A 25,574-nucleotide genomic window follows, 5' to 3' on the forward strand; every position below is an offset into this window, starting at 1 on the left:
ATGACGAGCTACCCAAACCGCCTTCTACGCCATTCGATCAGCTTGGTGCTGACCTCTTCAGGCTTCTCCTGTTGCGTCCAATGGCCGCTGTCTTTGACCAGATACTTCTCCAGATCGGGTACGAGCTTCTCCATGCCGTCGGCCGCCGAGGGCGGTAGCACGGCGTCGTTCTCGGCCATGATCATCAGCGACGGCACCTCGATGTGATGATCCAATCCTTTCGACCTCTCCCAATTGCGCGTAAAATTGCGATACCAGTTGATGCCGCCGGTGAAGCCGGTTTTCGTGAAGGTGTCGACGAACACCTTCTTCTCGTCGGCCGACAGGATCGGCGTACGCGGATCGTGCCGGGCGTCATAAGCCGCAATCATCTGCGGAAACGCCAGGTTCGTCGTCGACGAGGCGCCGACGCCCGCGATCGGCGGCTCATCAGGCTTTGCCGCCGGCCGCGGCAGCGGCTTGCGCATGAAGGCATCGAACGTCTGTTCGACCCGGCTGCCAAAAATCCTGTCGGGCTCGCGCGCGGGATCCTGGAACTGGACGATGTACATCTGGTCGCCGAAGCGCTGGCGGAACAGCGCGATCGGATCGATCGGCGCCCGGTCCCAATGCGGGGTGTTGACGCCGACGACGCCGGCGACGCGCGCGGGATGGCGCAGCGGCATCTGCCAGACGACGAAGCCGCCCCAGTCGTGTCCGACGAAGATCGCCTTGTCGATCCCGAGATGATCCAGCAGCCCGACGAGATCGCCGGTCAGGTGCTCCATGTCGTAGGCTTCGACCGGTTCCGGCCGGTCGGTTGCGCCATAACCGCGCTGGTCGGGCGCGATCACCCTTATGCCGGCCTCGCTCAGCGCCTTGATCTGATGGCGCCAGGAGAAGGCGAGCTCCGGCCAGCCGTGACACAGCACGACCGGCGGGGTGTCCGTGACCGGACCCGCCTCGTAATAGCCCATGCGGATTCCGTTCGTCTGCGCGAATTTGAGCGGCGGCATTTCAATCATCATGAGATTCCTGGCAGAGGTCCTATTCCGCGGCGCCCTTGATGTCCGCCGCTGGCGGCGCATAGGCCGCCTCGAGCGCGGCAAACTCCGCCGGCAGCATGTCGCACATCACTTGCACATGCGGAATGATGTTGGCGCCGACAATGAAGCCAAAATCGAGCTGGTCGCGATAGCTCTGCACGGTGATGTTGAGCGCCTGCCCGTGCGTCGAGATCGACACCGGGAAGATGTGCAGCAGCTCGGCGCCCGCGGCATAGAGCGTCTGCCGAGGCCCCGGCACGTTGGACACCGTGATATTGGCGGCCGGCGGCAGCACGTCGGACAGATTGGAGCGGCTGTAGAGCAAAGCCAGTATCTGCACCATCATCGGCGCGCCGAGCATCGAGATGTTGGAGACCTGCGGCATCAGCGCACGCAGCGGGTGAGACATCTCCTTGGACTTGGTTGACTGCGCGATGATGGCTTCCAGCCGTACCTTGGGATCCTCGATATTGGTCGCGATCGAACAGATCATGCCGAACACCTGGTTGTTGGCCTCGGTGTTGCCCTCCTCGCGGAGCGAGATAGGCACGGCGGCGGTCAGGGATTTCGCCGGCAGCGTGGCGTATTGCTGGAGGTAGCGCCGGACCACGCCGGCGGCGAGCGCGAGCACGACGTCGTTGAGCTTGCCACCGGCCTGCTTGGCCAACGCCTTCGCCCGCGACAACGAGATCGACACGCCGGCAAAACTCCGCTCCGACGAGATCGTCTTGTTGAGCATGGTCGGCGGCGACACCATGCTGGCGAGGCTCTCGCGCGACCCGGGATCGGAGATCTTGCCGAGCACGTCGGAGACGCTCTTGACCATGGTCGGGATGTTGCCGGCGAAGCGCACCGCGCTCTCGATCTGGTACATCGCATTGTCGAACAGGATCGAGCCGATGTCGCTCTTGCCGGTACGCGGCAGTTGCAGGTTCTTCGCGGCCGCCGAAGCGTCGAGCGGCTGGGTGAAGAGTTGCTGGTAGGAATCAAGCAGGTTCGCCGCGATGTCGCGCGGCTCCTGTCCGGGCTTGGCTCCCGCCGCCGGCGGATCGACCTGCCGCGGGATCGGCGAGACGTCGTAGATCATGTTGGTCAGCGCCGCACCGGCGCCACCGTCGATCGCGGCGTGGTGCATCTTGGAATAGAGCCCGACCTCGTTGTCCTTCATGCCCTCGAAGACGTAGAACTCCCACAGCGGGCGGGCGCGGTTCAGGAGCTTGGCATGCATCCAGCCGACGATACGCTCGAGCGTGGCGCGATCGCGCGGCGCCGGCAGGCTGGCGCGGAAGATGTGACGGTCGATGTCGAATTGATCGTCCTCGACCCAGGAGGGATGGTCGATGTCGAGCGGCGCCTTCTCCAGTCGCGCTTTCAGGATCGGCGCGACGTGCAGGCGCGAGACGATCATCGCCTTGAAGTCTTCGAAGAAGTCGCCCTTGTAGTCGTCAGGTAGGCGAAAGATCGCCATGCTGCCGACGTGCATCGGCATTTCCGGCGTTTCCAGATAGAGAAACGATGCGTCCAGCGATGACAGCTTCTTACCGTCAGCCATGATTCCCTCCCACGCATACCGACGGGCGCCTTGGCCGGCGCTTCTCGTCAGGCCGATATTGCCTGTTCCGGCGGGCCATATGCAATGGCAAACGGCCCGGCCCGGTCAAATGGGGAGAACTCTCCCTCCGGTTGCGCCAGGCGGTCCGCCACGGCCCACAGCGCGGCGGGGTTCACGCCGAGCCCGATATGGCTCGCCAGGCGCACCTCGATGTTCTCGGCGCGGTCCGAGGGCCGCAACATACAGGTGCGCCAGTTCACGACACCGTCGGTACGCGAATAGATCGACGTCGCCGGCACCGGAAGATCGCCGGCGATCGCCTCGCGCAGCTCCGCAAAATCCTCGACACGCTCGCCGGACATCATCTCGTAAAGCCGCGTCGCATTGGTCGCTCGGACATCGCTGGCAAACGGGCTGCCGAGCGTGACGACGCTGCGGACCATCTCGGGCGCCTGAAGCGCGAGATCGCGGGCATAGACGCCGCCGAGGCTCCAGCCGACCAGGCTGACCTTGCGTCCGCCCGCGGCATGGATCTCGGCGAGACGGGCGTGCAAGGCCTCGCGCATCCGCCCCAACCCACCCAGATTGCGGCCCATCCGCCAGGCATGCGCCTCATAGCCGAGTTCGCTGAGATAGCGCCGCATCGGTGCCATCGAGAGGTCGCTGGCGAGAAAGCCCGGCAACGCCAGAACCGGATGGCCGTCGCCCCTGGGTGCGCGCATCAGGACCGGTGACAGCAGCAGGCTGGCGTTGAACTCGAACAGTCCGCGGGCTTCGGCAAGCAGCAGGCCGAGGCCCGGCGGACGAAGCCGACCCGTCGCCCGCGGCCCGTCCGGCCCGCGCGCCATTATTTTTTCTTGTCGCCGGTGCGCGTGCCGCCGAGGCCGGCCATGGTGACGAACATGTCCTGAAAACGCTCTGCGATCTTGGGATCGAAGGTGAACCAGCTCTGCATCAGGGATTCGGGCGAGACCTTGTCGATGTTGGACATCATCTGCTGTTGCAACTTGTCCATCACGGCGGTCTGCATCGGCATCACGTCGGGTAGTCCGAAGAACTGGCGGGCTTCAAGGGGGGTGCAGTCGATTTCGATGTTAACTTTCATGTCCCCTCCGGAAGAGATTCGAGCGGCGTCCTGCAGTATCGCCGCGACGCGGTGTGCAACGCAAGCGACCTGAGGCGGATGACCGGGCCCCGGCTTCTGCGATCGGCGGGTATGGTCAATTAAATCCGCCCCCTCGCCCCCAGATTGTCGGTCAGCATTGCTGCACAGCGGCGCAACTTGGCGCGTTCCTTGCTGGAATGGCGCTTGCACGGGTCGATAACTCTGGGCAACATGGATTGGGATGCCCGCCGAACAATCAAAAATCAAGGCGCGGCAGAGTGGAGAGGGTGAAGAATGTCAGTCGGTCGAACTCTGTTTGCGGCGACGCTCGCCGGTATGCTTGCGTTGGCGGTCTCGCCGGCGTCGAGCCAGACGCTGCGCTATGCCAACCAGGGTGAGCTCAAGTCGCTCGACCCCTATACGCTGAACGAGTCGACGACCCATGCGCATCTCGGCCATGTCTATGAAGGCCTCGTCACGCGCGACAAGGACCTGAAGATCATCCCGGCGCTTGCCGAAAGCTGGGAGACGCCGGAGCCGACGCGCTGGCGCTTTCATCTGCGCAAGGGCGTGAAATTCCACAATGGCGACCCCTTCACCGCGGATGACGTCGTGTTCTCAGCTGACCGCGTGCGGGCCAAAGGTTCGAACCTGCTGAGCCGGATTCCGGCAGACGCCAAGGTCGTCAAGATCGACGATTACACGGTCGATTTCGTCCTCACCGCGCCCAATCCCATCCTGACGGCGCTGTGGGCGACCTGGTACATCATGGACAAGAAATGGGCAGAGGCGAACGATGCGGTGGCACCGACGCCGGCAGCCGCCACGACCCCGAGCTACGCTTCTCTCCATGAGAACGGCACCGGGCCCTTCATGATCGAGAGCCATCAGCCGGGCGTGAAGACCGTCTTCAAAGCCAATCCGAACTGGTGGCGCAAGCCGGAGCATAATCTGAAGGAGATCATCTTCACGCCGATCGCATCCGAGGCCACGCGTGTCGCGGCACTGCTGTCCGGCGAGGTCGACGTGATCGAGCCGGTTCCTGTCCAGGACATCCAGCGCGTCAATTCGAGCCCCAACGCCACCGTGCTGACTGGGCCTGAACTCCGCACCATCTTCGTCGGCATGGACCAATCGCGCGACGAGCTGCTGTACTCGAACATCAAGGGCAAGAACCCTTTCAAGGACATCCGCGTCCGCGAAGCCGTCTACAAGACGATCGACGTCGACCTGATCAAGAACCGCGTCATGCGCGGCCTCTCCACGCCCTCCGCGCTGATGATCGCACCGGAGCTCTATCCGCTGTCGAAGGACTTCACCCGGCCGAAGCCCGATCCCGACGCCGCCAAGAAGCTGCTGGCGGAAGCCGGCTATGTCGACGGTTTCGAAGTGACGATGGACTGCCCGAACGACCGCTACGTCAATGACGCCGCGATCTGCCAGGCCGTCGTCGGCATGCTCGCCCGCATTGGCATCAAGGTGAACCTGCTGGCGCAGCCCAAGGCGCAATACTTCGCCAAGGTGCTGAAGCCCGGCGGCTACAAGACCTCGTTCTTCATGCTGGGCTGGACCCCGGATACGCTGGACTCCCATAACGTGATGCACGACATCATGGGCTGCCGCGAAGATCCCAAGGATCCCAATCGCGGCGAAGCCAATCTCGCCGGCTATTGCAACAAGCAGTTCGACGAGCTCGCGGACAAGGTTCTCCTGGAACCCGACACGGCCAAGCGCGATCTCCTGATCAAGCAGGCCTACGAGCTCGCGATCAAGGACTACGCCTACGTTCCGCTGCATCAGCAGGCGCTCGCCTGGGGCGTGTCGAAGAAGGTGAAGCTGACTCAGCGCGCGGACAACCAGGTCCTGCTCTATTGGGCAACCAAACAGGGCGAGTAGGTGTCGACAAGTTGTGAAGTCCCGGAAGCCATGACTTATGGGATTTGGCTTCCGGGACTTGCCGTTTCGGGCCAACGCGATGACGCGTGCCACTGAAGAGATGTAAAAGGAACAGATGCTCGCTTTCACACTGCGCCGGGCGATTCAGGCCGTCGGCGTCATGATTGCCGTCGGAATCATCTCGTTCTCGATGTTCCGCTTCGCCGGCGACCCCGTGAACCAGATGGTCGGCATGGATACGTCGGGCGCCGAACGCGCGGCGATCCGCAAGTCACTCGGTCTCGACGATCCCGTGATCGTGCAGTTCGGCCGCTATGTCGGCAACGCCGCGCAGTTCAAGTTCGGCGTGTCCTACCAGTTCCGCCTTCCCGTCTCTAGCCTGCTGATGGAGCGGATGCCGGCCACGCTGGAGCTGGCCATCGTCGCAACCATCTTCGCCATGGTCAGCGGCATCCTGATGGGGGTCTATTCCGCGCTGCGTCGTGACAGCTGGCTCACGCATGTGTTCCAGGCCGTCTCGCTGATCGGCATCTCGCTGCCGACTTTCCTGATCGGCATTCTCCTGATCTACCTGTTCTCGGTGACGCTCGGCTGGCTGCCTTCGTTCGGTCGCGGCGATGTCGTGCGGATCGGCTGGTGGACGACGGGCCTTTTGACGTTGTCGGGATTGAAGGCCCTGATCATGCCCTCGATCACGCTCGGCCTGTTTCAGATGACGCTGATCATGCGCCTCGTCCGCGCCGAGATGCTGGAAGTGATGCGGACCGACTACATCCGCTTTGCGAGGGCCCGTGGCCTGACCACCCGCGCCATCCATTTCGGGCACGCGTTGCGCAACACGCTGGTTCCCGTGATCACCGTTGCCGGCCTGCAATTTGGCTCGGTAATTGCATTTGCGATCATTACCGAGACCGTATTCCAGTGGCCGGGCATGGGCCTCCTGTTCGTGCAGGCCGTTCAGAACGTCGATATCCCGATCATGGCGGCCTATCTGATGATGGTGTCGCTGATCTTCGTCACCATCAATCTCGTGGTTGATATCCTCTACACCATCGTCGATCCGCGGCTGCGCTCGACGGTCAGCCGGGCGCATTAGAGATGAGCGACGCCGTCGTTCCACACAAGGTCGAAGGGCGCGACGCGCACGCCGCGCCGGGCTGGTTCAAGCGCGCGCTCGACAGCGACGTGTTCTTTTCGTTCCGCCGCTCCAGGATCACCATGATCGCGGCAACGGTGACGCTGCTGTTCTTCCTGCTCGCGATCTTCGCTTCGGTGTTGTCAGTGCAGAATCCGTTCGACCCGGCGCAGCTTCAACTGATGAATTCGCGCATCTCGCCGCTATGGACTGCCGACGGCCAGAGCCCGTTCCTGCTCGGCACCGACGAACAGGGCCGCGACGTGCTGTCCGCGATTCTCTACGGCATGCGCATCTCGCTCCTGGTCGGCGCGCTCGGCGTGGTTTTCTCCGGCGCGCTCGGCATCCTGCTCGGGCTGACGGCCGGTTATTTCGGCGGCGCCGTCGACGGCCTGATCATGCGCATCGCCGACGTGCAGCTCTCCTTCCCGGCGATCCTGATCGCGCTTCTGATCAATGGCATCGCCAAATCGGTGTTCGGCAACAAGCTGGACGAGATGAGCATGCTGGGCGTGCTGGTGTTCGCGATCGGCCTGAGCTTCTGGGTGCAATACGCCCGCACGGTGCGCGGCTCGGTGATGGTCGAGAAGAACAAGGACTATGTCGCCGCCGCGCAGCTGATCGGCCTGCCCGCCCCCGTGATCATGCTCCGCCACGTGCTGCCGAACACGATGGGGCCGATCCTCGTGATCGCCACCATCAACCTCGCGCTCGCCATCATCACCGAGGCGACACTGTCCTTCCTCGGCTCGGGCATGCCCGAGACCATGCCCTCGCTCGGCACGCTGATCCGCATCGGCAACAACTATCTGTTCGCCGGCGAATGGTGGATCGTCGCCTTCCCCGGCATCGCGCTGGCCGGCCTGATCCTGTCCATCAACCTGCTCGGCGACTGGCTGCGCGACGCGCTCAATCCGAAGCTCCGATGACCGAACCCGTCCTCTCCGTACGCAATCTCCAGGTCGAGTTCGCCGCCCGCCGCGGCACGCTGCGCGCCATCGACGGCGTCTCCTTCGACATCGCCAAGGGCGAGGTGCTGGGCGTGGTCGGCGAATCCGGCGCCGGCAAATCCGTCACCGGGCTTGCGGTGATCGGCCTGATCGATCCGCCCGGCCGCATCTCCGGCGGCGAGATTCGCCTGTCGGGACTGCGGATCGACAATCTGCCGCCGGAGGATCTGCGCCGCGTCCGCGGCAAGCGCATCGGCATGATCTTCCAGGATCCGCTCACCTCGCTCAATCCGTTGTACCGGGTCGGCGACCAGATCGTGGAGACGATCCGGACCCATCTCAATCTCTCCGAAACCGCCGCCCGCCGCCGCGCCATCGACCTGCTGGCCGAAGTCGGCATTCCCGCGCCGGACAAGCGCATCGACGGCTATCCGCACGAATTCTCCGGCGGCATGCGCCAGCGCGTCGTCATTGCGCTCGCGATCTGCGCCGAGCCCGAGCTGATCATCGCGGACGAGCCGACCACCGCGCTCGACGTCTCCGTGCAGGCGCAGATCATCTCGCTCATCAAGCGGCTCGGCCGCGACCACGGCACCGCCGTGATGCTGGTGACGCACGACATGGGCGTGATCGCCGAGACCTCCGACCGGGTCGCGGTGATGTATGCCGGCCGCGTCGCCGAGATCGGGCCGGTGCAGGACGTCGTCAGGAATCCGCTGCACCCCTATGCCAAGGGCCTGATGGGCGCGATCCCGACGCTTGCCGGCGAGGACAAGCGCCTGGTGCAGATCCCAGGCTCGATGCCGCGGCTGTCGGCGATCCCGCGCGGCTGCTCGTTCAATCCGCGCTGCGGGGCCGCGTTCGATCGCTGCCGGGTCGACCGGCCCGAGCCACTGCCGCGCGGCACGCAATCGGTCGCCTGCCATCTCTATGACAGCGCGCCGGCGGAGAGCGCGGCATGAGCGCCCCCTTCGTCCAGGCGACAAATCTGCGCCGCGTGTTCGACGTCTCCAAGCCGTGGCTCAACCGCGTGCTCGAAGGCGGCCAGCTCGAATACCTGAAAGCCGTCGACGGCGTCAGCTTCGACATCAGGAAGGGCGAGACCTTTGCGCTGGTCGGTGAGTCCGGCTCCGGCAAGACCACGGTGGCGCGGATGGTGGTCGGCCTGCTGCCGCCGAGCTCCGGCAACGTGCTGATCGACGGCGTCTCGATGACCGATCCGCGGCAGGCCCAGGCGCGGCGCAAACTGCGCCGCCGCATCCAGATGATCTTCCAGGATCCCTATGCGAGCCTGAACCCGCGCTTCCGCGTCGATGCCATCATCGCCGAGCCGATCCGCGCCTTCGACCTGATCCAGGGCGAGCGCGATATCCAGGCGCGCGTCGGCGAGCTGCTCAGCCTTGTCGGCCTGCATCCCGACGACCGGCTGAAATTTCCGCACGAATTCTCCGGCGGCCAGCGCCAGCGCATCGCGATCGCGCGGGCGCTCGCCTCCGACGCCGAGTTCATCGTCTGCGACGAGCCGACCTCTGCGCTCGACGTCTCCGTGCAGGCGCAGATCCTCAATTTGATGCGCGACCTCCAGGACAAGTTCGGCCTGACCTACATGTTCATCAGCCACAACCTCGCCGTGGTCCGTCACATGGCGAGCCGTGTCGGCGTGATGTATCTCGGCCGCATCGTCGAGATCGCGGAGGGACGGGAGCTGTTCTCCCGTCCGCGCATGCCCTACACCAAGATGTTATTGGGCGCCGTGCCTGATCTCGCCATGAGCGGCCGCCAGCGCATTCCGGTGAAAGGCGAGATCCCCAACCCGATCGATCCGCCCCCCGGCTGCGCCTTCAATCCGCGCTGCCCGCTGGCGCTCGATCTCTGCCGCAAGCAAGCACCTGACCTGATCGACGGCGTCGCCTGCCACGCGGTAAACGCCGCGCCGGTCCCGGCGTGACGCGCGCGTGCCATGCGGCCTGCGCATTGGCGAGGCGGCATCGCCTGTGATCAATTGCGCGCGCGACACATAAGGTAACGAAGTCCCATGTCCAACATCAATCCCGATCCCTTTACGACGCGCCCCGAGATCGAGGGCACATTCGGGGTCGTCGCCACCACGCACTGGATCGCGACCGCCGTCGGCATGGCCATGTTGGAAAAGGGCGGCAATGCCTTCGATGCCGGCGTCGCCACCGCCTTCACGCTGCAGGTCGTCGAGCCGCATTTGAACGGCCCCGGCGGCGACGTGCCCGTCATCGTCCACGACGTCAAGCGCGGCCGCACCGAAGTGATCTGCGGCCAGGGCCCGGCGCCGGCGCGCGCCACCATCGCGCATTACAAGAGCGAAGGCCTCGACATGGTGCCCGGCACCGGCCTGCTCGCGGCCTGCGTTCCCGGCACCTTCGAATCCTGGATGATGCTGCTGCGCGACTACGGCACGATGCGCGTGCGCGACGTGCTGGGGCCCGCGATCGCCTACGCCAGCTCCGGCTATCCGCTGGTCGGGCGCGCCTGCGCCACCATCCAGACCGTCGAGCAATTGTTCCGCAAGCACTGGCCGACCTCTGCCGCCGTCTATCTGCCGAATGGCGAAGTGCCGAAGCCCGGCACGCTCTTCACCAACACAACGCTGGCCGCGACCTACGCCCGCATTCTCAGCGAAGCCGAGAGCGGTGGTGGAGGCCGCGACGCCGAGATCGAGCGCGCACGCAAGGCCTGGTCGCAGGGCTTCGTCGCCGAAGCGATCGACAAGTTCTGTCGGACGCAGGAGGTGATGGACGTCAGCGGCTCGCCGCATCGCGGCGTGCTCACCGCCGACGACATGGCGCGCTGGCAGCCGACCATCGAGGCACCGCTCACCTACGATTATGGCCGCTACACCGTCTGCAAGGCCGGCGTCTGGAGCCAGGGTCCGGTGACGCTGCAACAGCTCGCTTTGCTGAAGGGTTTTGCGCTCGACGGGCTCGACCCGACCGGGCCGGAGTTCATCCATCTCCAGATCGAATGCGCCAAGCTCGCCTTCGCCGATCGCGAGAAATTCTACGGCGATCCCAAGTTCAGCGAGATTCCGATCGGAACGCTGCTGTCGGATGCCTACAACGACGAGCGCCGCAAGCTCGTCACCGACAAGGCCTCGCTCGATCTCCGGCCCGGCGCGGTCGAGGGCTTGGGCGGCGTGGTCAAGCTGCGCCGCGCCGAAGGCCAACGCGAGGCCGTCGGCTCGCTCGGTGCCGGCGAACCGACGGTGGGCCGCTTCGGCGAAGTGCGCGGCGACACCGTGCATTTCGACATCATCGACAAGGCCGGCAACATGATCTCGTCGACACCGTCCGGCGGCTGGTTGCAATCCTCGCCTGTCATCCCCGAACTCGGCTTCTGCCTCGGCAGCCGCGCGCAGATGTTCGATCTGGAGGAGAACCAACCGAGCTCGCTGGCGCCCGGCAAGCGGCCGCGCACCACGCTATCGCCGACCATGGCACTGCGCGACGGCGAGCCGTATCTCGCCTGGGGTTCGCCCGGCGGCGACCAGCAGGACCAGTGGATCACGCAGTTCTTCCTGCGCCATGTCCATTGCAATCTCAATCTCCAGGAATCGATCGACGCACCGGCCTGGCATTCCGAGCATTTCCCGATCTCGTTCTGGCCGCGCACCGCGCGCCCCGGCGTGCTCGTGGTCGAGAACCGTGTGCCCAAGGCAACGATCGAGAACCTCAGGGAACGCGGACATATCGTGGAGGTCGGTCCCGACTGGTCCGAAGGCCGCCTCACCGCGGCATCACGCGTCGGTGTCCGCCGCCGCGCCGCCGCCAATCCGCGCGGCATGCAGGGCTACGCGGCGGGACGCTGAAGGCAGCACATGAGTGCGACTCCTCTCATCGAAATCAAGGACCTGCGCATCCGCTTTCACGGCGACGACGGCCGCGTCACCCACGCGGTCGACAGCGTCGACCTCAGCGTCGCCAATGGCGCCACGCTCGGCCTCGTCGGCGAATCCGGCTGCGGCAAGAGCGTGACGTCGCTGGCGATCATGGGATTACTGCCGAAACAAAGCACGGAGATAACAGGCGCGATCCGTTTCGACGGTTTCGACCTGCTGAAGACCTCGGACCAGACTTTGCGTGATCTGCGCGGCAACCGGCTCGCGATGATCTTCCAGGAGCCGATGACCTCGCTCAATCCGAGCCTCACCATCGGCGACCAGATCACCGAGACCATCCTGCGTCATCGCGGCGGCTCGCGCCGGAGCGCACGTGAGCGGGCCATCGAGCTGCTGCGCCGCGTCCACATCCCCTCGGCCGAGCGGCGGATCGACGAATATCCGCACAAGCTGTCCGGCGGCATGCGCCAGCGTGTCATGATCGCGATGGCGCTGGCCTGCGACCCGCGCCTGCTGATCGCGGACGAGCCGACCACTGCGCTCGACGTCACCTTGCAGGCCCAGATCCTGGAGCTGATGCGCGAGCTGAAAGCCGCAAGCGGCGCCGCGATCATCCTGATCACCCACGATCTCGGCGTGGTCGCGGAAGTCTGCGACGAGGTCGCGGTGATGTATGCCGGCGAGATCGTCGAGCGCGCGCCGGTGGACGAATTGTTCGCCGCGCCCCAGCATCCCTACACCGTCGGCCTGCTCGGCTCGATCCCACGGCTCGACCATCGCGCCGAGCAGCTGGCGACGATCGAAGGAATGGTCCCGAACATGGCGCAGCCGCCCGCCGGCTGCCGCTTCGCCGCGCGCTGCCCGTTCGTGCTGGACGCCTGCATCAGGGCGCCGCCGCCACTGGTCGAGCTCAGCCCCGGCCACCTCTCGCGCTGCATCCGCGCGCCACTCGAACTGCTGGTGTCGTGATGGCACTCCTCAAGGTGGAAGGCCTGGTCAAGCATTTCGTCGCAGAGCGCTCACTGTTCGGCCGTCCATTGGCGCATGTCAAAGCGGTCGATGGCGTGTCGTTCTCGCTGGAAGCCGGCAAGACGCTCGCCCTCGTCGGCGAATCCGGTTGCGGCAAATCCACCGTCAGCCGCCTGGTGCTACGACTGATCGAGCCGGACGCGGGCTCCGTTCGCTTCGACGGGCGCGATCTGCTCTCGCTCGATGCCAATGCGCTGCGCGCGTTCCGCCGCCAGGCGCAAATCATCTTCCAGGACCCCTACGCCTCGCTCAATCCGCGCATGACCGTCGGCCAGATCCTGACCGAGCCGTTGGCCTTGCACGATCTCGTGCCGCCGGCGCAGCGGCGCGAACGTGTCGAGGAGATCTTGCGGCTGGTCGGCCTGGAACCGCGGCTGGCACGGCGCTATCCGCACGAGTTCTCGGGCGGCCAGCGCCAGCGCATCGCCATCGCCCGCGCGCTCGCGGTCGAACCGAAGCTGATCATCTGCGACGAGCCGGTCTCGGCCCTGGACGTCTCGATCCGCTCGCAGATCCTCAACCTGCTGCGCGAGCTTCAGGCCCGGCTCGGCCTCGCCTACATTTTCGTCTCGCACGATCTGGCCGTGGTCAAGCACATCGCCGACCACGTGGCGGTGATGAATCTCGGCCAGATCGTCGAGACGGCCGAGGCGGACGCACTGTTCGCAGCACCAAGCCATCCCTATAGCCGGGCGCTCTTGTCTGCGATCCCCGTGCCTAAACCGCGGGCAAAGCGCAGCCGGATTGTGCTGCAGGGAGAGATCCCCAGCGCGCTGAACCCGCCCTCCGGATGCCGCTTCCACACCCGCTGCCCCTACGTGGTCGAGCGCTGCCGCAGCGAAATGCCTCAGCTCGTCGCGGATGGCATCGGACATGCAACGGCCTGCCACAGAACGTCGGAACTGCCGTCCTCCGCGGCGATCGTCCCGTCCGACGGCGGCTTTTCGCCGGTTCTTGAAAAATTGGTCGCTGCCTTCAGCAGCGGCCCGGAAGCAGTCCGCGGCGGCGGGGTTAGTTCATTGGGAACGAACCCGGCCTGACCGCAAAACAGAGGTTGAGAGCGATGAGTTTCATGCGTTTGGCAATCCTGGCGTCGGCCGTGCTGACGTCGCTCGTGGGCGGCGCCCAGGCCCAGACCACCCTTCGCATCGGCATCGCCGAGGACCCGGACATCCTCGATCCCAGCATCGGCCGCACTTATGTGGGCCGCATCGTGTTCTCCGCCTTCTGCGACAAGCTGTTCGACATCGACGAGAAGCTCAACATCGTGCCGCAGCTCGCGCTGTCCCACGAGACCTCGGCTGACGGCAAGGAGATGACGATCAAGCTCCGGCCGGGCGTCAAATTCCACGACGGCGAACCGCTGGACGCGGAAGCCGCAAAGTTCTCGATCGAGCGTCACATGACGCTGCCGACCTCGTTCCGCAAGTCCGAGCTTGCCAGCGTCGATCATGTCGAGGTTGTCGATCCCCTGACCATCAAGCTGGTGCTGAAGACCCCCTACTCGCCGCTGATCGCCCAGCTCACCGATCGCTCCGGCATGATGGTCTCGCCCAAGGCGGCGAAGGAGGCCGGCGACAAGTTCGGCCTGCATCCGGTCTGCGCAGGCCCCTACAAGTTCGTCGAGCGCGTCCAGCAGGACCGCATGGTGTTCGAGAAATTCGCCGATTACTGGAACAAGGACAACATCCATATCGACCGCGTGGTGTTCCTGCCGATCGTCGATGCGACGGTGCGCCTTGCCAATTTGAAGTCCGGCGGCCTCGATCTGATCGAGCGCGTGCTCGCCACCGACATCAAGGACGTCCGCGCCGATTCCCGCCTCGTGCTGTCGACCGCGCCGGAGCTTGGCTATCTCGGCCTGACCGTCAACGTCGGCAACGACAAGAGCAAGGGCCCGTTGAGCCAGTCGGCAAAGGTGCGCCAGGCGCTCGACCTCTCGATCGATCGTGAAGCCCTCAACCAGGTCGTCTTCAACGGCGAATTCACGCCTGGCAATCAATGGGTGAGCCCGACGCATCCCTATTATCAGAAGGCCTTCCCGGTCCGCGGCCGCGACGTCGCCAAGGCGAAGGCGCTGTTGAAGGAGGCCGGCGTCACCACGCCTGTGACCGTCGACTACATGATCCCCAAGGGGGCGGAGAACGAGGCCGTGGCCCAGGTCATCCAGTCGATGGCCGCCGAAGCGGGCTTCGATATCAAGATCCGCGCGGTCGAATTCGCGACGACCTTCAAGCAGGCCCAGGCCGGCGAATTCCAGATCTTCCAGATCAACTGGAGCGGCCGCATCGATCCCGACGGCAATTCCTACATCTTCATGCGCAGCAAGGCGCCACAGAACGACGGCGGCTATTCGAATCCGGATGCGGACAAGCTGATGGAAGACGGACGCAAGACGTCCAACGTCGCCGAGCGCAAGGCGATCTACGAAAAGCTGACCAAGATCCTGCTCGACGATCTGCCGATCATCTACATCTACCACCGCACGCTCCTGATCGCGCACACCACCAAGCTGCAGGGCTACAAGCAGATGCCCGACGGGCTCGTGCGCGTGGTCGGGCTGAAGTTCAAGTGATCGCGTCAACGCCCGGGACGGGCGTAGCAAAATGCTGAACTTCCTCGCCCGCCGGATTGCGCAGATCGTGCCGACACTGTTCTTCGTGTCGGTGCTGATCTTCTCGCTCCAGCAATTGCTGCCGGGTGATCCCGCGCTGGTGATGGCCGGCGAGGAGCGCGATCCCGCCGTGATCGAGCAGATCCGCCAGCAGTACAAGCTGGATCAGCCGATCCCCGTGCAGTACGTCTACTGGCTCAAGGGCGTCCTGACCGGAGACTTCGGCGAGTCGCTGCGCAACAAGATGCCGGTGCGGGAGTTGATCGCGCAGAAGCTGCCGGTGACGCTCCAGCTCGGCTCGATGGCAATCGTGATCGCGTTTTGCATCGGCATTCCAGCCGGCATCATCTCCGCGGTGAAGAAGGGCACGGCCTGGGACTATGGCGCCAATCTGTTCGCGCTGTGGGGTATCTCGACGCCGAATTTCTGGCTCGGAATTCTCCTCATCTTCCTGTTCTCGATCAAGCTCGGATGGCTGCCGGCCTCGGGCTACGTGCCGCTCACCGAGAACTGGCGCGCGAGCCTGGCTGCGACCATCATGCCCGCCTTCGTGCTCGGCAACGCGATTTCCGCGATCCTGATGCGGCACACCCGCAGCGCCATGCTTCAGGTGCTGGAGAGCGACTATGTCCGCACCGCGCGCGCGAAGGGATTGTCGGAGCGCTCCGTGATCCTCAAGCACGCCATGCGCAACGCGCTGACGCCGATCATCACGCTCGGCGCTCTCGAGCTCGGCACGCTGCTGTCGGGCGCGGTGCTGACCGAGCAGATCTTCTCCATTCCCGGCTTCGGCAAGCTGATCGTGGATGCCGTGTTCAACCGTGACTACGCCGTGGTGCAGGGCGTGGTGTTGGTAACAGCCACGGTCTACATCACCCTCAACCTGATTGCCGATGTCGCCTATGTCCTCGTCAATCCGCGGCTGCGAGGTTAGGCGATGACCGACGCCGCACTGCCAGCCAGCCCCGCCACAGAGGCCTACGAGCTCGACAGCCCGGCGCGTCGCGCCCGGCGGCGGCTGTTCAAGCGCAAGGCGGCCGTGTTCGGGCTCGTCGTGATCACGGCCTTCATCCTCTTTGCGGCGCTTGCGCCGCTCGTCGTGCCCTACGATCCCATCGCGACGAGCTGGAGCCTGGTACGCAAGCCGCCGACCGTGGCGCACTGGTTCGGGACCGACGATCTCGGCCGCGACATCCTCAGCCGTGTCGTCTATGGCGCGCGCGCCTCGCTGCTCGCCGGCCTGATCTCGGTCGCCATCGCGCTCGGCATCGGCGTGCCGCTTGGACTGCTCGCCGGCTATCGCGGCGGGTTCATCGATGCGCTGATCAGCCGGATCACGGATGCGATGCTGGCCTGCCCGTTCCTGATCCTGGCGATCGCGCTGGCCGCATTCCTCGGCCCGAGCCTCGGCAACGCCATGATCGCGATCGGCATCTCCGCCACCCCGATCTTCATCCGCCTGACGCGCGGCCAGGTGCTGGTCGTCAAGGCGGAAGACTATGTCGAGGCCGCCCGCGCGCTCGGCAATCCACCATGGCGGATCGCGTTCTCGCACATCCTGCCGAACATCCTGCCGTCGCTGCTGGTGCAGGCGACGCTGTCGATCGCCGCCGCCATCATCGCCGAGGCAGCGCTGTCGTTCCTCGGGCTCGGCCAGCAGCCGCCCGCGCCGTCCTGGGGCAGCATGCTCAATTCGGCCCAGCGCTTCCTCACCCAGGCGCCGTGGATGGCGATCTGGCCGGGGCTTGCGATCTTCCTCGTGGTGCTGTCGCTGAACCTGCTCGGCGACGGCCTGCGCGACGCGCTCGACCCAAGGCAGCGCTAGATCACGGCCTCACGGATCACGCGGCGGCAATCCATCTCGTATTCGAGATCGACCACCGGAGGCCTGGCAAAATGCCAAGTCAGGCCGGAGCGCAGTGCACCGCGGCGGACCAGCTCGTCGGCGAGAACGGGATGGAAGTCGCGGATCGAATAGGCCTGCACACCGGTCGTGTCCTTCCAGCCGAAACCGAACTCCGCCATGCGCTTCTCCATGTGCGACGTCGTCATGCGCACCTTCTCCTGCAACGCGTCAGGGCCGAGCTCGCGATAGCGCACGATGCGCTCGGGATAGGTGCCACCGCCCTCCCGCGCTTCCGCGCCGCCCGCGATCACGAAGGTCGGCGTCTTCGCGCGCGTGGGGCGCGTGAAGGAGAACGCGTAGAAGGACGGCTCGGACGGCGGATCGATCTCGGGACAGACATTGCTGCGCGCCACCGGATTGGTGGTGCCGTCGAAGATACCCCATTCGGACAGCGTCTTGACGTAGTGCAGGTTGAAGGCGCGAAATCCCTCCTCGCTGAAGGCCGCCGGCGACCGCAATTCGCAGGCACAGAACGCGGTCAGCGGACGCCCCGCCTCCTGGATGAACTTCGCCGCCAGCGCAAAGCCCTCGGCGAGCGGCACCAGCCGATCGAACCTGACCCGCTCGATCTCGTAGCCGTCGTCGGCGGCCGCACCCGACGAATACTGGAACACGGCCGGGATAAAGCGATAATTGCCGGCCGAAAATTCGCGCGTCATGTCCAGCCCCTTCATTCCAATGCAGGTCGGCGCCCCTTTGGCGCTTGGGCAAGACTAGCACGGGACAACAAAAAAGCGGCAACAGCTAAAGCTGTTGCCGCTTTCCGGTTTCGATGACTACGTCCTCAGGTCGGCCGCAGCGCCTTGGCGCCGAGGTCGAACTCGCTGACCTGCTTGTTCCGATCGGAATCCGCTGCCGCACGATGGTCGGTCGCCAGAACCACGTAGACGGCAGGCAGCACGAACAGCGTGAACAGCGTGCCGATCGACATGCCGGCCACGACGACCAGGCCGATCGAGAAGCGGCTGGCCGCGCCGGCGCCGGTTGCCGTCAGCAACGGGATCAGGCCGGTCACCATCGCAGCCGTGGTCATCAGGATCGGCCGGAGGCGGATGCGGGCCGACATCTCGATCGCCGAACGGCGGTCGAGTCGCTCTTTGACCTGGAGCTCGTTGGCGAACTCCACCATCAGGATGCCGTGCTTGGTGATCAGGCCGACCAGGGTGAGCAAGCCCACCTGAGTATAGATGTTCATCGTCGCCATCCCGAAGAACAGCGGGATCATCGCGCCGACGATCGCCATCGGGACCGAGATCATGATCACGAACGGATCACGCAAGCTCTCGAACTGCGCCGCCAACACCAGGAAGATGATGATCAGCGCGAAACCGAAGGTAATCGCGAGCTGGTTGCCTTCCTGCACGTATTGCCTGCTATCCGCGAGATAGTCGTGGCTGAAGCCGGCCGGCAGCTTCTTGGCCTCGCCCTCAAGGAAGTCCACCGCCGCACCGACGGTCACGCCGGGCATCGGCACGGCCGAGAACGTCGCCGAATTGAGCTGATTGTAGTGAGTGAGCGAATTCGGGGCGGTCTTGGTCTTGACCGAGACCACGGTCGACAGCGGAAGCTGCTGCCCGGCGTTGGTCGTCACGTAATAGCCACCGAGCGATTCCGGCGACAGCCGGTTGCTGCGCGGCACCTGCGGGATCACCTGGTAGGAACGGCCCTCGAGATTGAAGCGGTTGATATAGTTGCCGCCGAGCAGAACCGCGAGCGTGCTGCCGAGGTTCTGCATGTTGACGCCGAGATCCTGCGCCTTGGTGCGGTCGATCGTGACCTCCACGTTGGGCTGGTTGTAGGCGAGGTCGCTGTCGGAAACGATGAACATGCCGCTCTTGCGCGCAGCGTCCTTCAGTTTCTCCATCTGCTCAAAGACCGCCTGGAATCCGGCGGTGGAATTGATCACCATCTGCACGGGCAGCCCGCCCGGCCCGCCCGGCAGCGGCGGCAGGTTGAACGCGAAGGCCTGCACGCCTTCGATCTTGGAGAGCTCGGCCTGCACCAGCGGCTTCAACTGGATCGCCGAACGTTTGCGTTCATCCCAGGGCTTGAGCAACATGCCGGCGATGCCGCCCTGCGGACCGTTGATGCCGTTCAGCACGAAGCGCAGATCGGTCTCGGGGAATTTCTGGAATTCCTTGTCGAGCTTCTCGCCGTAAAAATCGACATAGTCGATGTTGGCGTATTTCGGCGCCTTGGTCACCGCGAACACGATGCCCTGGTCTTCCTCAGGCGCCAGCTCTTTCGAGGTGTGCATGTAGAGGAAGCCGACGAGCCCGAGAATCGTGATCGCGAACAGGCCGGTAATCGCCTTGTAATCCAGCGAACGGTCGAGCCTGCGGCCATACCACCGCGTCAGCGCGCCGAACACGCGGTTCACGAGCTTGGCGAAGCGGCCCTCTTCGGTGTTCTTGAGCAGCACCGAGCACATCATCGGTGACAGCGTCAGCGCGATCACGCCTGACACGATCACCGAGCCCGCAAGCGTAAAGGCGAATTCGCGGAACAGCGAGCCGGTGAGACCGCCAAGGAAGCCGATCGGCGCATACACCGCGGCGAGCGTGATGGTCATGGAGATTACGGGACCGACGATTTCGCGCGCGCCCTCCACCGCCGCCTGGACGGGCGTTTTCCCCTCCTCCAGATGTCGATGGATGTTCTCCACCACGACAATGGCGTCGTCGACCACAAGGCCGATCGCGAGCACCATCGCCAGCAGCGTCAGCAGGTTGAAGCTGAAGCCCAGCGCCAGCATCAACGTGCAGACGCCGATCATCGACAGCGGAATCGTGACGACCGGAATGATGACCGAGCGGAGCGAGGCCAGGAACAGGAAGATCACCACGATCACGATGATCACGGCTTCGCCCAGCGTCTTCTCCACCTCGTCGATCGAGGATTGGATGAACTTGGTTGAGTCGTAGGCGACCTTCATCTTCATCGACGGCGGCAGGTTACGCTCGAGCTCCGGGAACAGCGCGCGCACGCCCTTGACCAGCGTCAGCGGGTTGCCTTGCGGCGTCGCGTTCACGCCGATGAAGATCGCATGCTCGCCGTTGAAGGCGACGCTGGCATCCGTGCTCTGCGCGGCAAGCTCGACGGTGGCGATGTCCTCCATCCGCACGAAGCCGCCGTCCTTGGCCTTGACGATCATCTTCCTGAACTGGTTGACGTCGGTCAGGCTGGTGTTCGTCGAGATGTTCGAAACGATCAGATAGCCCTTGGTCTGACCCGCCGCCGACTGGAAGTTGTTGGCTTGGATCGCCGCGGCGACGTCTGCCGACGAGACGTTGCGGCCGGCCATCTTCATGGGATCGAGCCACAGCCGCATCGCAAAGGTCTGGCCGCCCAGAATGTCGGCCGAGGCGACGCCGTCGACGGTCGACAGCACCGGCTGCACCACGCGCGTCAGATAGTCGGAGATCGCCGAGCCCGACAGCTCCTCCGAGGAGAAGCCGAGATACATCACGGCCGTGGTCTGGCCCGTCGTCTTGGTGACGATCGGGTCGTTGGATTCCTTCGGGATCAGGTATTTGACCGAGTTCGTCTTGGCCAGCACTTCGGTGAGCGCCTGGTTCGGATCGAAGTTCAGCTTGATGTAGACCTGGATCGTCGAGGTGCCGAGCACCGAGGACGAGGTCATGTAGTCGACGCCTTCGGCCGAGGCGACCGCCTGCTCGATCGGCGTCGTGATGAAGCCCTGGATCAGGTCCGCGGACGCGCCGGGATAGACGGTCGTGATGTTGATGACCGTGTTCGAAAGCTTCGGATATTGCCGGATCGGCAGCACCATCGCCGCGCGCAGGCCGATCAGCAGGATCAACAGGCTGACGACGACCGACAGGACCGGTCGTTTGATGAAAATGTCGGTAAAGCGCATCGCGGCGATCTCGATTCTATGTCTCGACAGACGTGATCCGGCCGAGCCGAATCACGCGCGTGTAGTGTCAGTAGCGCGGCGGCTGCGCCGGGATCTGCGGGCCCGGGTCGGCCGAAATCGCAACTGCGGCGCCCGATTGTAGCTTGAGCTGACCGACCGCGACGACCTTGTCGCCGGCCTTCACGCCCTTGACGATTTCGACACGGCCATCGACCCGGCTGCCGGTCTGCACGAAGGTGCGCACCGCGGAGAGGCTGGTCTTGCCGTCCTCTTCCTTCTTCTCGGTGATCACGAACACGGAATCGCCGTACAGCGTGTAGTCGACCGCCGTCTCAGGCACGGTGATGACGGCCGGCTTGTCCGGCAGCACCACCGTGGTGGTCACGAACATGCCGGGCTTCAGGATCTTCTCCGGATTGGCGATCGTTGCCTGCACGCGGATGTTGCGGGTGTCGGTCGCGATCTGCGGCTCGATCGTGGTGATCTTGCCCTCGAAGGTGCGGCCCGGATAGGCGTCGACCTTGAGCCGGACTGTCTGGCCGACCTTGAGGTTGCCCGAGTCCTTTTCCGTCACGGTGAAGTTGGCCCACAGCTGCGACAGATCGGTCAGCGAGACGATCGCCGTGCCGGCGGTCAGATACTGGCCGACCTCGACCTTGCGGACGCCGAGATCGCCGGAGAACGGTGCACGCACCAGCTTCTGCGAGATCAACGCTTCGGTCTTGGCGATGCCCGCCTGCGCCTGGTCGTAGGCCGCCTGCGCGGAATCAACCGTCGCCTGCGGGCCGAACTGGCGCGACGCCAGTTGCTTGGCGCGGTCGAGCGAAAGCTGCGCGACGGTGGCCTGCGCCTTGTAATTGGCAAGGTCGCCCTGGTCTGGCATGTCGAACAGCTGAACCAGCGGCGTGCCGGCCTCGACATGTTTGCCCGGCTCGAACTTGATCTCGGTGACACGGCCGTTGACGTCGGCGCTGACGTCGACCTGATGCACGGCGGCAAGTCCGCCGACCGCGGTCAGCAGGTTCGGCACCACCTCGGACTTCGCCTCGGCCGCAGTGACCGCGGTCGGCGGCGGCTTGTTGTTGGCGAAGAACTGCTTGATCATCTGGCCGCGAAAATAATTGAACCAGACGAGGCCGCCAACGAGCGCTGCAAGCAGCGCGCCGACGATGATGAACCACAGCACCGGCCGAACCGGACGCTTGGGAGCCTTGGCGTCGATCGGTTCGCCCGAAATCTTGTGTTCGGTTACGATGTTCATTGTCATGCGCTTTCTGCAATCGCCGTCTTGTCCGCACCTGCGGCCTGATCGTGGCCCAAATGCGAAGCAATTGCGGCGTCGTTAAGTCCGATACCCCTCAGAAGAAACTCACACAGCTGCCGCTCGAGATCGTCAGCCTTGCCGTAAGCGAGGCAGGGCGTGGCCGGCAGCCTGGTCAGCGCAGCGGTCATCACCGTGTGATGCGCAAACCAGAACAGGTTGAGCGGATCGCCGCTGAACGGCCGCGCGTCCCCGGCCGCAACGGCCCGCTCGAGCGAGGCGAGGAAGGCCGCCCCGATCAGCTTCTCGACCTTGGCATATAGCAAACGGGCGAACTCGCCGTCATCCAAATGGCTGGTGGCCATCAGTCGCAGGCGCTGGGCCTCTTCCTGATCGGGACCGTCGGCGATGTGGAGGAAATGCCCGACCATGCCCCGGATGACTTCGACCAGGGTGGCCGTCGACGGCTTCCGCTCCAGCAGGTCCATCAATGCCGGGTCTGCCTCGCATTCGTCACTGAGGATTTCGGCATAGAGCGCCGCCTTGGACGGGAAATGCTTGAACAGCAGCGCTTCGGAAATAGCAGCGGCGGCCGCCACGCTCTTGGTCGTGGTACCGGTATAGCCGTGTCGGGCAAAGCAGCGTTTTGCGGCGCCGAGGATCAATTGACGCCTCAGGTCGCTCGTCATTCGCAATGAGCTCATGTTAGTGAGTAAGCACTCACCCACGCAAAAGTCAAGCCAGATGGTGCAATGCAACCTGCAAGGCGCGCCCCAAAGTCGCCCGTAAAACTAGATCGGCTGGAAGCCGAGATCGCCGCGGATCCGGTTGACGATGTAGGTCCCGTCCCGGGTGGGCAGTATCCGCTCGACGCTGGCGCTGTCGATCTTCACATTGGCAAAGCGCGGCCCTGCCGAAACGTCATGGACGGCTTTGGCGAAGGCCTCGACCTCGGCCATGGTCGAAATCGCGCGGGCGTCCGCGATGCCGCAGGCTTTGGCGATGCCGACGAGGTCGGCAGCGGCCGAGGTGTGACTGGTCTGGCCGCCGGTCTCGCCATAGGCCTCGTTGTCGAGCACCGCGATCGAGAGGTTGGACGGTTTCTGCAGGGCGATGGTGGCAAGACTGCCCATGCCCATCAGCATCTCCCCGTCGCCGGTGATGACCAGCACCGGCAGCTTCGGCTGCGCCAGCGCCAAGCCCAGCCCGATCATCGCGGCGCCGCCCATGCCACCCCAGAGATAGAAGTTGCGAGCATGGTCGCCGGCGGCGGTGATGTCGTTGGTGGAGGCCCCGAGGCCGCCGATCGCGACGACGTCCCTGCGATCCGCAAGCAGCGTGGAGACCACCTGACGGCGGTCGAGGAGATTGGCCTTGCTCATTTGGTGAAAACCTTGGCGCCGATCAGGCGCTGCGACAGAAGGACGGCGGTGGGCGTGAGCGCGTTGTAGGCCTGGGCGGCGGCCGCCTCCAGCACGGCCGGCACCTCGGCCGCTGTGGACGCGCGCAGCACCTTGACGCCGGAGAGTTCGAACACGCCCTGGGTGGTCGATCCCATCGGCACCTGCCACGGATTGAACTCGCCCCATTCGCCGCGCATCGTCACCAGCGTGAGGAACGGAAAGCGCAGGATCGGGATCAGCGACAGCATGTTGATGCAATTGCCGACGCCGCTCGACTGCATCAGCAGCACGCCGCGCTGTCCGCCGGTCCAGGCGCCGGCGAGCAAAGCCACGCCCTCCTCCTCCGTCGTCAGCGGAATGCCACGCATGGTGGACGAGCCGAGCACGCGCTGGATCAGCTTCGAATGGCCGGCGTCAGGCACGTAAGGCACCTGCCGGACGTCGAAGCGTTGCAAGGTCGCGAAAATATCGTCGGGCCAATTGAGGGCCGTGTCGGCTGCGTCAGTGCGAGCGTGCATTTTCCCGTCCGGTCGGCTTGCAAATCACGGCACGACTGTAGACGGTGATCCGCATCGCTCGATAGAGCGAAAACGGCATATCGGTCTCAACCGGCGAGTATGGCGGATGAACGCAAGTGCGAAAGAACTGGCGGCCAGGTTCGATCTGGAGAAGCTGACACCCGAATTCTACGACGACCCCTACCCGACCTATCGTGCACTGCGGGAGAACGAGCCCGTCAAGCGCCTGCCGAACGGCACCGTGTTCCTGACCCGCTATGACGACCTCGTCACCACCTACAAGAACACGAAGTCCTTCAGCTCGGACAAGAAGCGCGAGTTCGCGCCGAAATACGGCGACACGCCGCTCTTTGAGCATCACACCACCAGCCTCGTCTTCAACGATCCGCCCGCGCACACCCGCGTGCGCCGCCTGATCATGGGCGCGCTGTCGCCGCGCGCGATCGCGGGGATGGAGCCTGATATCGTCAGGCTGGTCGACGGCCTGCTCGACGCCATCGCCGCCAAGGGCGCTTGCGAGCTGATCGAGGATTTTGCGGCTTCCATCCCCATCGAGGTGATCGGCAATCTGCTCGATGTTCCCCACGACGAGCGCGGGCCGCTGCGCGACTGGTCGCTGGCGATCCTCGGCGCGCTCGAGCCTGTGGTATCGCCTGATGTCGCGGCGCGCGGCAACAAGGCGGTGACGGACTTCCTCGCCTACCTCCAGACGCTGGTGGCGCGCCGGCGTGAGAGGCCGGGCAATCCCGAGCGCGACGTGCTCACGCGCCTGATCCAGGGCGAGGAAAATGGCGAACGGCTGACCGAGAAGGAGCTGCTGCACAACTGCATCTTCCTGCTCAATGCCGGCCACGAAACCACCACCAACCTGATCGGTAATGGCCTCGTCGCGCTCGACCGAAACCCGGACCAGAAGCAGCGGCTGATCGACAATCCCGACATGATCAAGACCGCCGTCGAGGAGATACTGCGCTACGAGAGCTCGAACCAGCTCGGCAACCGCATGACCACCGAAGCCGTCGAGCTAGGCGGCGTGATGCTCGACGCCGGCACGTCGGTGACACTGTGCATCGGCGCTGCCAACCGCGACCCCGCGCAGTTTACGGACCCCGAACGCTTCGACATCGCGCGCACGCCGAACCGGCACCTCGCCTTCGCCACCGGCGCGCATCAATGCGCCGGCATGGCGCTGGCGCGGCTGGAAGGCGCGATCGCGATCTCGCGCTTCCTGGCGTGCTTCCCGAACTATGCCGTGAGCGGCCAGCCGGTGCGGGGCGGACGGGTGCGCTTCCGTGGGTTCTTGAGCGTGCCCTGTGCGATCGGCTGATCGTCCAAACAAAAAATGTCGAAAACAACCCCATGCACAGTAGAAGGTGCCTCGCGCAGCCTGCCGGTGTGGCGCCGTGCAAGCCTTTGACAAAGCAGGCAATCG

Annotated in this window: 22 protein-coding genes; 12 read left to right on the top strand and 10 right to left on the bottom strand. The window is 64.7% G+C overall.

Annotated features, from left to right (window positions below):
* Positions 1-8: 8 nt before the first annotated feature.
* Genes WHZ77_RS24030 through WHZ77_RS24045 form a run of 4 tightly spaced genes read right to left on the bottom strand, consistent with a single transcriptional unit; the run spans position 9 to position 3,682 of the window.
* Positions 9-1,004 (bottom strand): alpha/beta fold hydrolase, encoded by a 996-nt coding sequence (locus WHZ77_RS24030; protein WP_375314801.1) that lies wholly within the window; start codon positions 1,002-1,004, stop codon positions 9-11.
* A 22-nt stretch (positions 1,005-1,026) separates the two neighbouring features.
* Positions 1,027-2,577, bottom strand: coding sequence for a wax ester/triacylglycerol synthase family O-acyltransferase (locus tag WHZ77_RS24035; RefSeq protein WP_375310220.1), 1,551 nt, complete (start codon positions 2,575-2,577; stop codon positions 1,027-1,029).
* Positions 2,578-2,624: 47 nt separating this feature from the next.
* Positions 2,625-3,425 (bottom strand): esterase/lipase family protein, encoded by an 801-nt coding sequence (locus WHZ77_RS24040; protein ID WP_375310221.1) that lies wholly within the window; start codon positions 3,423-3,425, stop codon positions 2,625-2,627.
* Positions 3,425-3,682: a DUF6489 family protein gene (locus tag WHZ77_RS24045; protein WP_375310222.1), complete on the bottom strand. Its 258-nt coding sequence runs from the start codon at positions 3,680-3,682 to the stop codon at positions 3,425-3,427. Before WHZ77_RS24045 ends, WHZ77_RS24040 begins: the two co-directional genes overlap by 1 nt.
* A 294-nt stretch (positions 3,683-3,976) precedes the next feature.
* On the opposite strand from WHZ77_RS24045, the gene WHZ77_RS24050 reads away from it, so the two are divergent.
* The 11 genes from WHZ77_RS24050 (at position 3,977) to WHZ77_RS24100 (ending at position 16,999) form a co-directional block, all read left to right on the top strand.
* Positions 3,977-5,578 (top strand): ABC transporter substrate-binding protein, encoded by a 1,602-nt coding sequence (locus WHZ77_RS24050; RefSeq protein WP_375310223.1) that lies wholly within the window; start codon positions 3,977-3,979, stop codon positions 5,576-5,578.
* A gap of 115 nt (positions 5,579-5,693) precedes the next feature.
* Complete coding sequence (locus WHZ77_RS24055) at positions 5,694-6,674, top strand: ABC transporter permease (RefSeq protein WP_375310224.1); 981 nt, start codon at positions 5,694-5,696, stop codon at positions 6,672-6,674.
* A gap of 2 nt (positions 6,675-6,676) precedes the next feature.
* Positions 6,677-7,642, top strand: a complete 966-nt coding sequence (locus tag WHZ77_RS24060; protein WP_375310225.1) for an ABC transporter permease — start codon at positions 6,677-6,679, stop codon at positions 7,640-7,642.
* Positions 7,639-8,625 carry an ABC transporter ATP-binding protein gene (locus WHZ77_RS24065; RefSeq protein WP_375310226.1) on the top strand — a complete coding sequence of 329 codons (987 nt, stop codon included), beginning with the start codon at positions 7,639-7,641 and terminating at the stop codon, positions 8,623-8,625. The genes WHZ77_RS24060 and WHZ77_RS24065 overlap by 4 nt, the downstream gene beginning before the upstream one ends.
* The gene (locus WHZ77_RS24070) at positions 8,622-9,611 is read left to right on the top strand and encodes an ABC transporter ATP-binding protein (protein ID WP_375310227.1); all 990 of its coding nucleotides are present in this window, start codon (positions 8,622-8,624) and stop codon (positions 9,609-9,611) included. The genes WHZ77_RS24065 and WHZ77_RS24070 overlap by 4 nt, the downstream gene beginning before the upstream one ends.
* A gap of 87 nt (positions 9,612-9,698) precedes the next feature.
* A complete protein-coding gene (locus WHZ77_RS24075) occupies positions 9,699-11,501 on the top strand; it encodes a gamma-glutamyltransferase family protein (protein ID WP_375310228.1) in 1,803 nt (600 codons plus the stop codon).
* A gap of 9 nt (positions 11,502-11,510) precedes the next feature.
* Positions 11,511-12,500, top strand: coding sequence for an ABC transporter ATP-binding protein (locus WHZ77_RS24080; protein WP_375310229.1), 990 nt, complete (start codon positions 11,511-11,513; stop codon positions 12,498-12,500).
* Positions 12,500-13,600 carry an ABC transporter ATP-binding protein gene (locus tag WHZ77_RS24085; RefSeq protein WP_375310230.1) on the top strand — a complete coding sequence of 367 codons (1,101 nt, stop codon included), beginning with the start codon at positions 12,500-12,502 and terminating at the stop codon, positions 13,598-13,600. Before WHZ77_RS24080 ends, WHZ77_RS24085 begins: the two co-directional genes overlap by 1 nt.
* Before the next feature lie 23 nt (positions 13,601-13,623).
* Complete coding sequence (locus WHZ77_RS24090; RefSeq protein WP_375310231.1) at positions 13,624-15,135, top strand: ABC transporter substrate-binding protein; 1,512 nt, start codon at positions 13,624-13,626, stop codon at positions 15,133-15,135.
* Between the two features lie 31 nt (positions 15,136-15,166).
* Positions 15,167-16,108: an ABC transporter permease gene (locus WHZ77_RS24095; RefSeq protein WP_375310232.1), complete on the top strand. Its 942-nt coding sequence runs from the start codon at positions 15,167-15,169 to the stop codon at positions 16,106-16,108.
* A 3-nt stretch (positions 16,109-16,111) separates the two neighbouring features.
* Positions 16,112-16,999, top strand: coding sequence for an ABC transporter permease (locus WHZ77_RS24100; RefSeq protein WP_375310233.1), 888 nt, complete (start codon positions 16,112-16,114; stop codon positions 16,997-16,999).
* On the opposite strand, the gene WHZ77_RS24105 is transcribed toward WHZ77_RS24100, so the two are convergent.
* From WHZ77_RS24105 to WHZ77_RS24130, 6 genes are all read right to left on the bottom strand, one after another.
* Positions 16,996-17,739, bottom strand: a complete 744-nt coding sequence (locus WHZ77_RS24105; RefSeq protein ID WP_375310234.1) for a hypothetical protein — start codon at positions 17,737-17,739, stop codon at positions 16,996-16,998. The two genes, WHZ77_RS24100 and WHZ77_RS24105, sit on opposite strands and share 4 nt — an antisense overlap.
* Before the next feature lie 125 nt (positions 17,740-17,864).
* Positions 17,865-20,960, bottom strand: coding sequence for a MexW/MexI family multidrug efflux RND transporter permease subunit (locus WHZ77_RS24110; protein WP_375310235.1), 3,096 nt, complete (start codon positions 20,958-20,960; stop codon positions 17,865-17,867).
* A 67-nt stretch (positions 20,961-21,027) separates the two neighbouring features.
* Positions 21,028-22,221: an efflux RND transporter periplasmic adaptor subunit gene (locus tag WHZ77_RS24115; RefSeq protein WP_375310236.1), complete on the bottom strand. Its 1,194-nt coding sequence runs from the start codon at positions 22,219-22,221 to the stop codon at positions 21,028-21,030.
* A gap of 2 nt (positions 22,222-22,223) precedes the next feature.
* The gene (locus tag WHZ77_RS24120; RefSeq protein ID WP_375310237.1) at positions 22,224-22,925 is read right to left on the bottom strand and encodes a TetR/AcrR family transcriptional regulator; all 702 of its coding nucleotides are present in this window, start codon (positions 22,923-22,925) and stop codon (positions 22,224-22,226) included.
* Between the two features lie 87 nt (positions 22,926-23,012).
* On the bottom strand, positions 23,013-23,603 hold the full coding sequence (locus tag WHZ77_RS24125; protein WP_375310238.1) for a thiamine pyrophosphate-dependent enzyme: 591 nt from the start codon (positions 23,601-23,603) through the stop codon (positions 23,013-23,015).
* Positions 23,600-24,142, bottom strand: coding sequence for a phosphonopyruvate decarboxylase (locus tag WHZ77_RS24130; RefSeq protein ID WP_375310239.1), 543 nt, complete (start codon positions 24,140-24,142; stop codon positions 23,600-23,602). The genes WHZ77_RS24125 and WHZ77_RS24130 overlap by 4 nt, the downstream gene beginning before the upstream one ends.
* A gap of 106 nt (positions 24,143-24,248) precedes the next feature.
* Here WHZ77_RS24130 and WHZ77_RS24135 point away from each other — a divergent pair, with 106 nt between their 5' ends.
* Complete coding sequence (locus WHZ77_RS24135) at positions 24,249-25,469, top strand: cytochrome P450 (RefSeq protein WP_375310240.1); 1,221 nt, start codon at positions 24,249-24,251, stop codon at positions 25,467-25,469.
* Positions 25,470-25,574 lie beyond the last annotated feature (105 nt).

The sequence above is a fragment of the Bradyrhizobium sp. A5 genome (assembly GCF_042076515.1).
Taxonomy (GTDB): domain Bacteria; phylum Pseudomonadota; class Alphaproteobacteria; order Rhizobiales; family Xanthobacteraceae; genus Bradyrhizobium; species Bradyrhizobium cosmicum.

Coding starts and splice junctions, on each gene's coding strand:
- WHZ77_RS24050 (WP_375310223.1), top strand. CDS start 3,977: ATGTCAGTCGGTCGAACTCTGTTTGCGGCGACGCTCGCCGGTATGCTT.
- WHZ77_RS24100 (WP_375310233.1), top strand. CDS start 16,112: ATGACCGACGCCGCACTGCCAGCCAGCCCCGCCACAGAGGCCTACGAG.
- WHZ77_RS24110 (WP_375310235.1), bottom strand. CDS start 20,960: ATGCGCTTTACCGACATTTTCATCAAACGACCGGTCCTGTCGGTCGTC.
- WHZ77_RS24045 (WP_375310222.1), bottom strand. CDS start 3,682: ATGAAAGTTAACATCGAAATCGACTGCACCCCCCTTGAAGCCCGCCAG.
- WHZ77_RS24030 (WP_375314801.1), bottom strand. CDS start 1,004: ATGATTGAAATGCCGCCGCTCAAATTCGCGCAGACGAACGGAATCCGC.
- WHZ77_RS24115 (WP_375310236.1), bottom strand. CDS start 22,221: ATGAACATCGTAACCGAACACAAGATTTCGGGCGAACCGATCGACGCC.
- WHZ77_RS24120 (WP_375310237.1), bottom strand. CDS start 22,925: ATGAGCTCATTGCGAATGACGAGCGACCTGAGGCGTCAATTGATCCTC.
- WHZ77_RS24055 (WP_375310224.1), top strand. CDS start 5,694: ATGCTCGCTTTCACACTGCGCCGGGCGATTCAGGCCGTCGGCGTCATG.
- WHZ77_RS24040 (WP_375310221.1), bottom strand. CDS start 3,425: ATGGCGCGCGGGCCGGACGGGCCGCGGGCGACGGGTCGGCTTCGTCCG.
- WHZ77_RS24075 (WP_375310228.1), top strand. CDS start 9,699: ATGTCCAACATCAATCCCGATCCCTTTACGACGCGCCCCGAGATCGAG.
- WHZ77_RS24125 (WP_375310238.1), bottom strand. CDS start 23,603: ATGAGCAAGGCCAATCTCCTCGACCGCCGTCAGGTGGTCTCCACGCTG.
- WHZ77_RS24070 (WP_375310227.1), top strand. CDS start 8,622: ATGAGCGCCCCCTTCGTCCAGGCGACAAATCTGCGCCGCGTGTTCGAC.
- WHZ77_RS24095 (WP_375310232.1), top strand. CDS start 15,167: ATGCTGAACTTCCTCGCCCGCCGGATTGCGCAGATCGTGCCGACACTG.
- WHZ77_RS24130 (WP_375310239.1), bottom strand. CDS start 24,142: ATGCACGCTCGCACTGACGCAGCCGACACGGCCCTCAATTGGCCCGAC.
- WHZ77_RS24035 (WP_375310220.1), bottom strand. CDS start 2,577: ATGGCTGACGGTAAGAAGCTGTCATCGCTGGACGCATCGTTTCTCTAT.
- WHZ77_RS24090 (WP_375310231.1), top strand. CDS start 13,624: ATGAGTTTCATGCGTTTGGCAATCCTGGCGTCGGCCGTGCTGACGTCG.
- WHZ77_RS24065 (WP_375310226.1), top strand. CDS start 7,639: ATGACCGAACCCGTCCTCTCCGTACGCAATCTCCAGGTCGAGTTCGCC.
- WHZ77_RS24080 (WP_375310229.1), top strand. CDS start 11,511: ATGAGTGCGACTCCTCTCATCGAAATCAAGGACCTGCGCATCCGCTTT.
- WHZ77_RS24105 (WP_375310234.1), bottom strand. CDS start 17,739: ATGACGCGCGAATTTTCGGCCGGCAATTATCGCTTTATCCCGGCCGTG.
- WHZ77_RS24085 (WP_375310230.1), top strand. CDS start 12,500: ATGGCACTCCTCAAGGTGGAAGGCCTGGTCAAGCATTTCGTCGCAGAG.
- WHZ77_RS24135 (WP_375310240.1), top strand. CDS start 24,249: ATGAACGCAAGTGCGAAAGAACTGGCGGCCAGGTTCGATCTGGAGAAG.
- WHZ77_RS24060 (WP_375310225.1), top strand. CDS start 6,677: ATGAGCGACGCCGTCGTTCCACACAAGGTCGAAGGGCGCGACGCGCAC.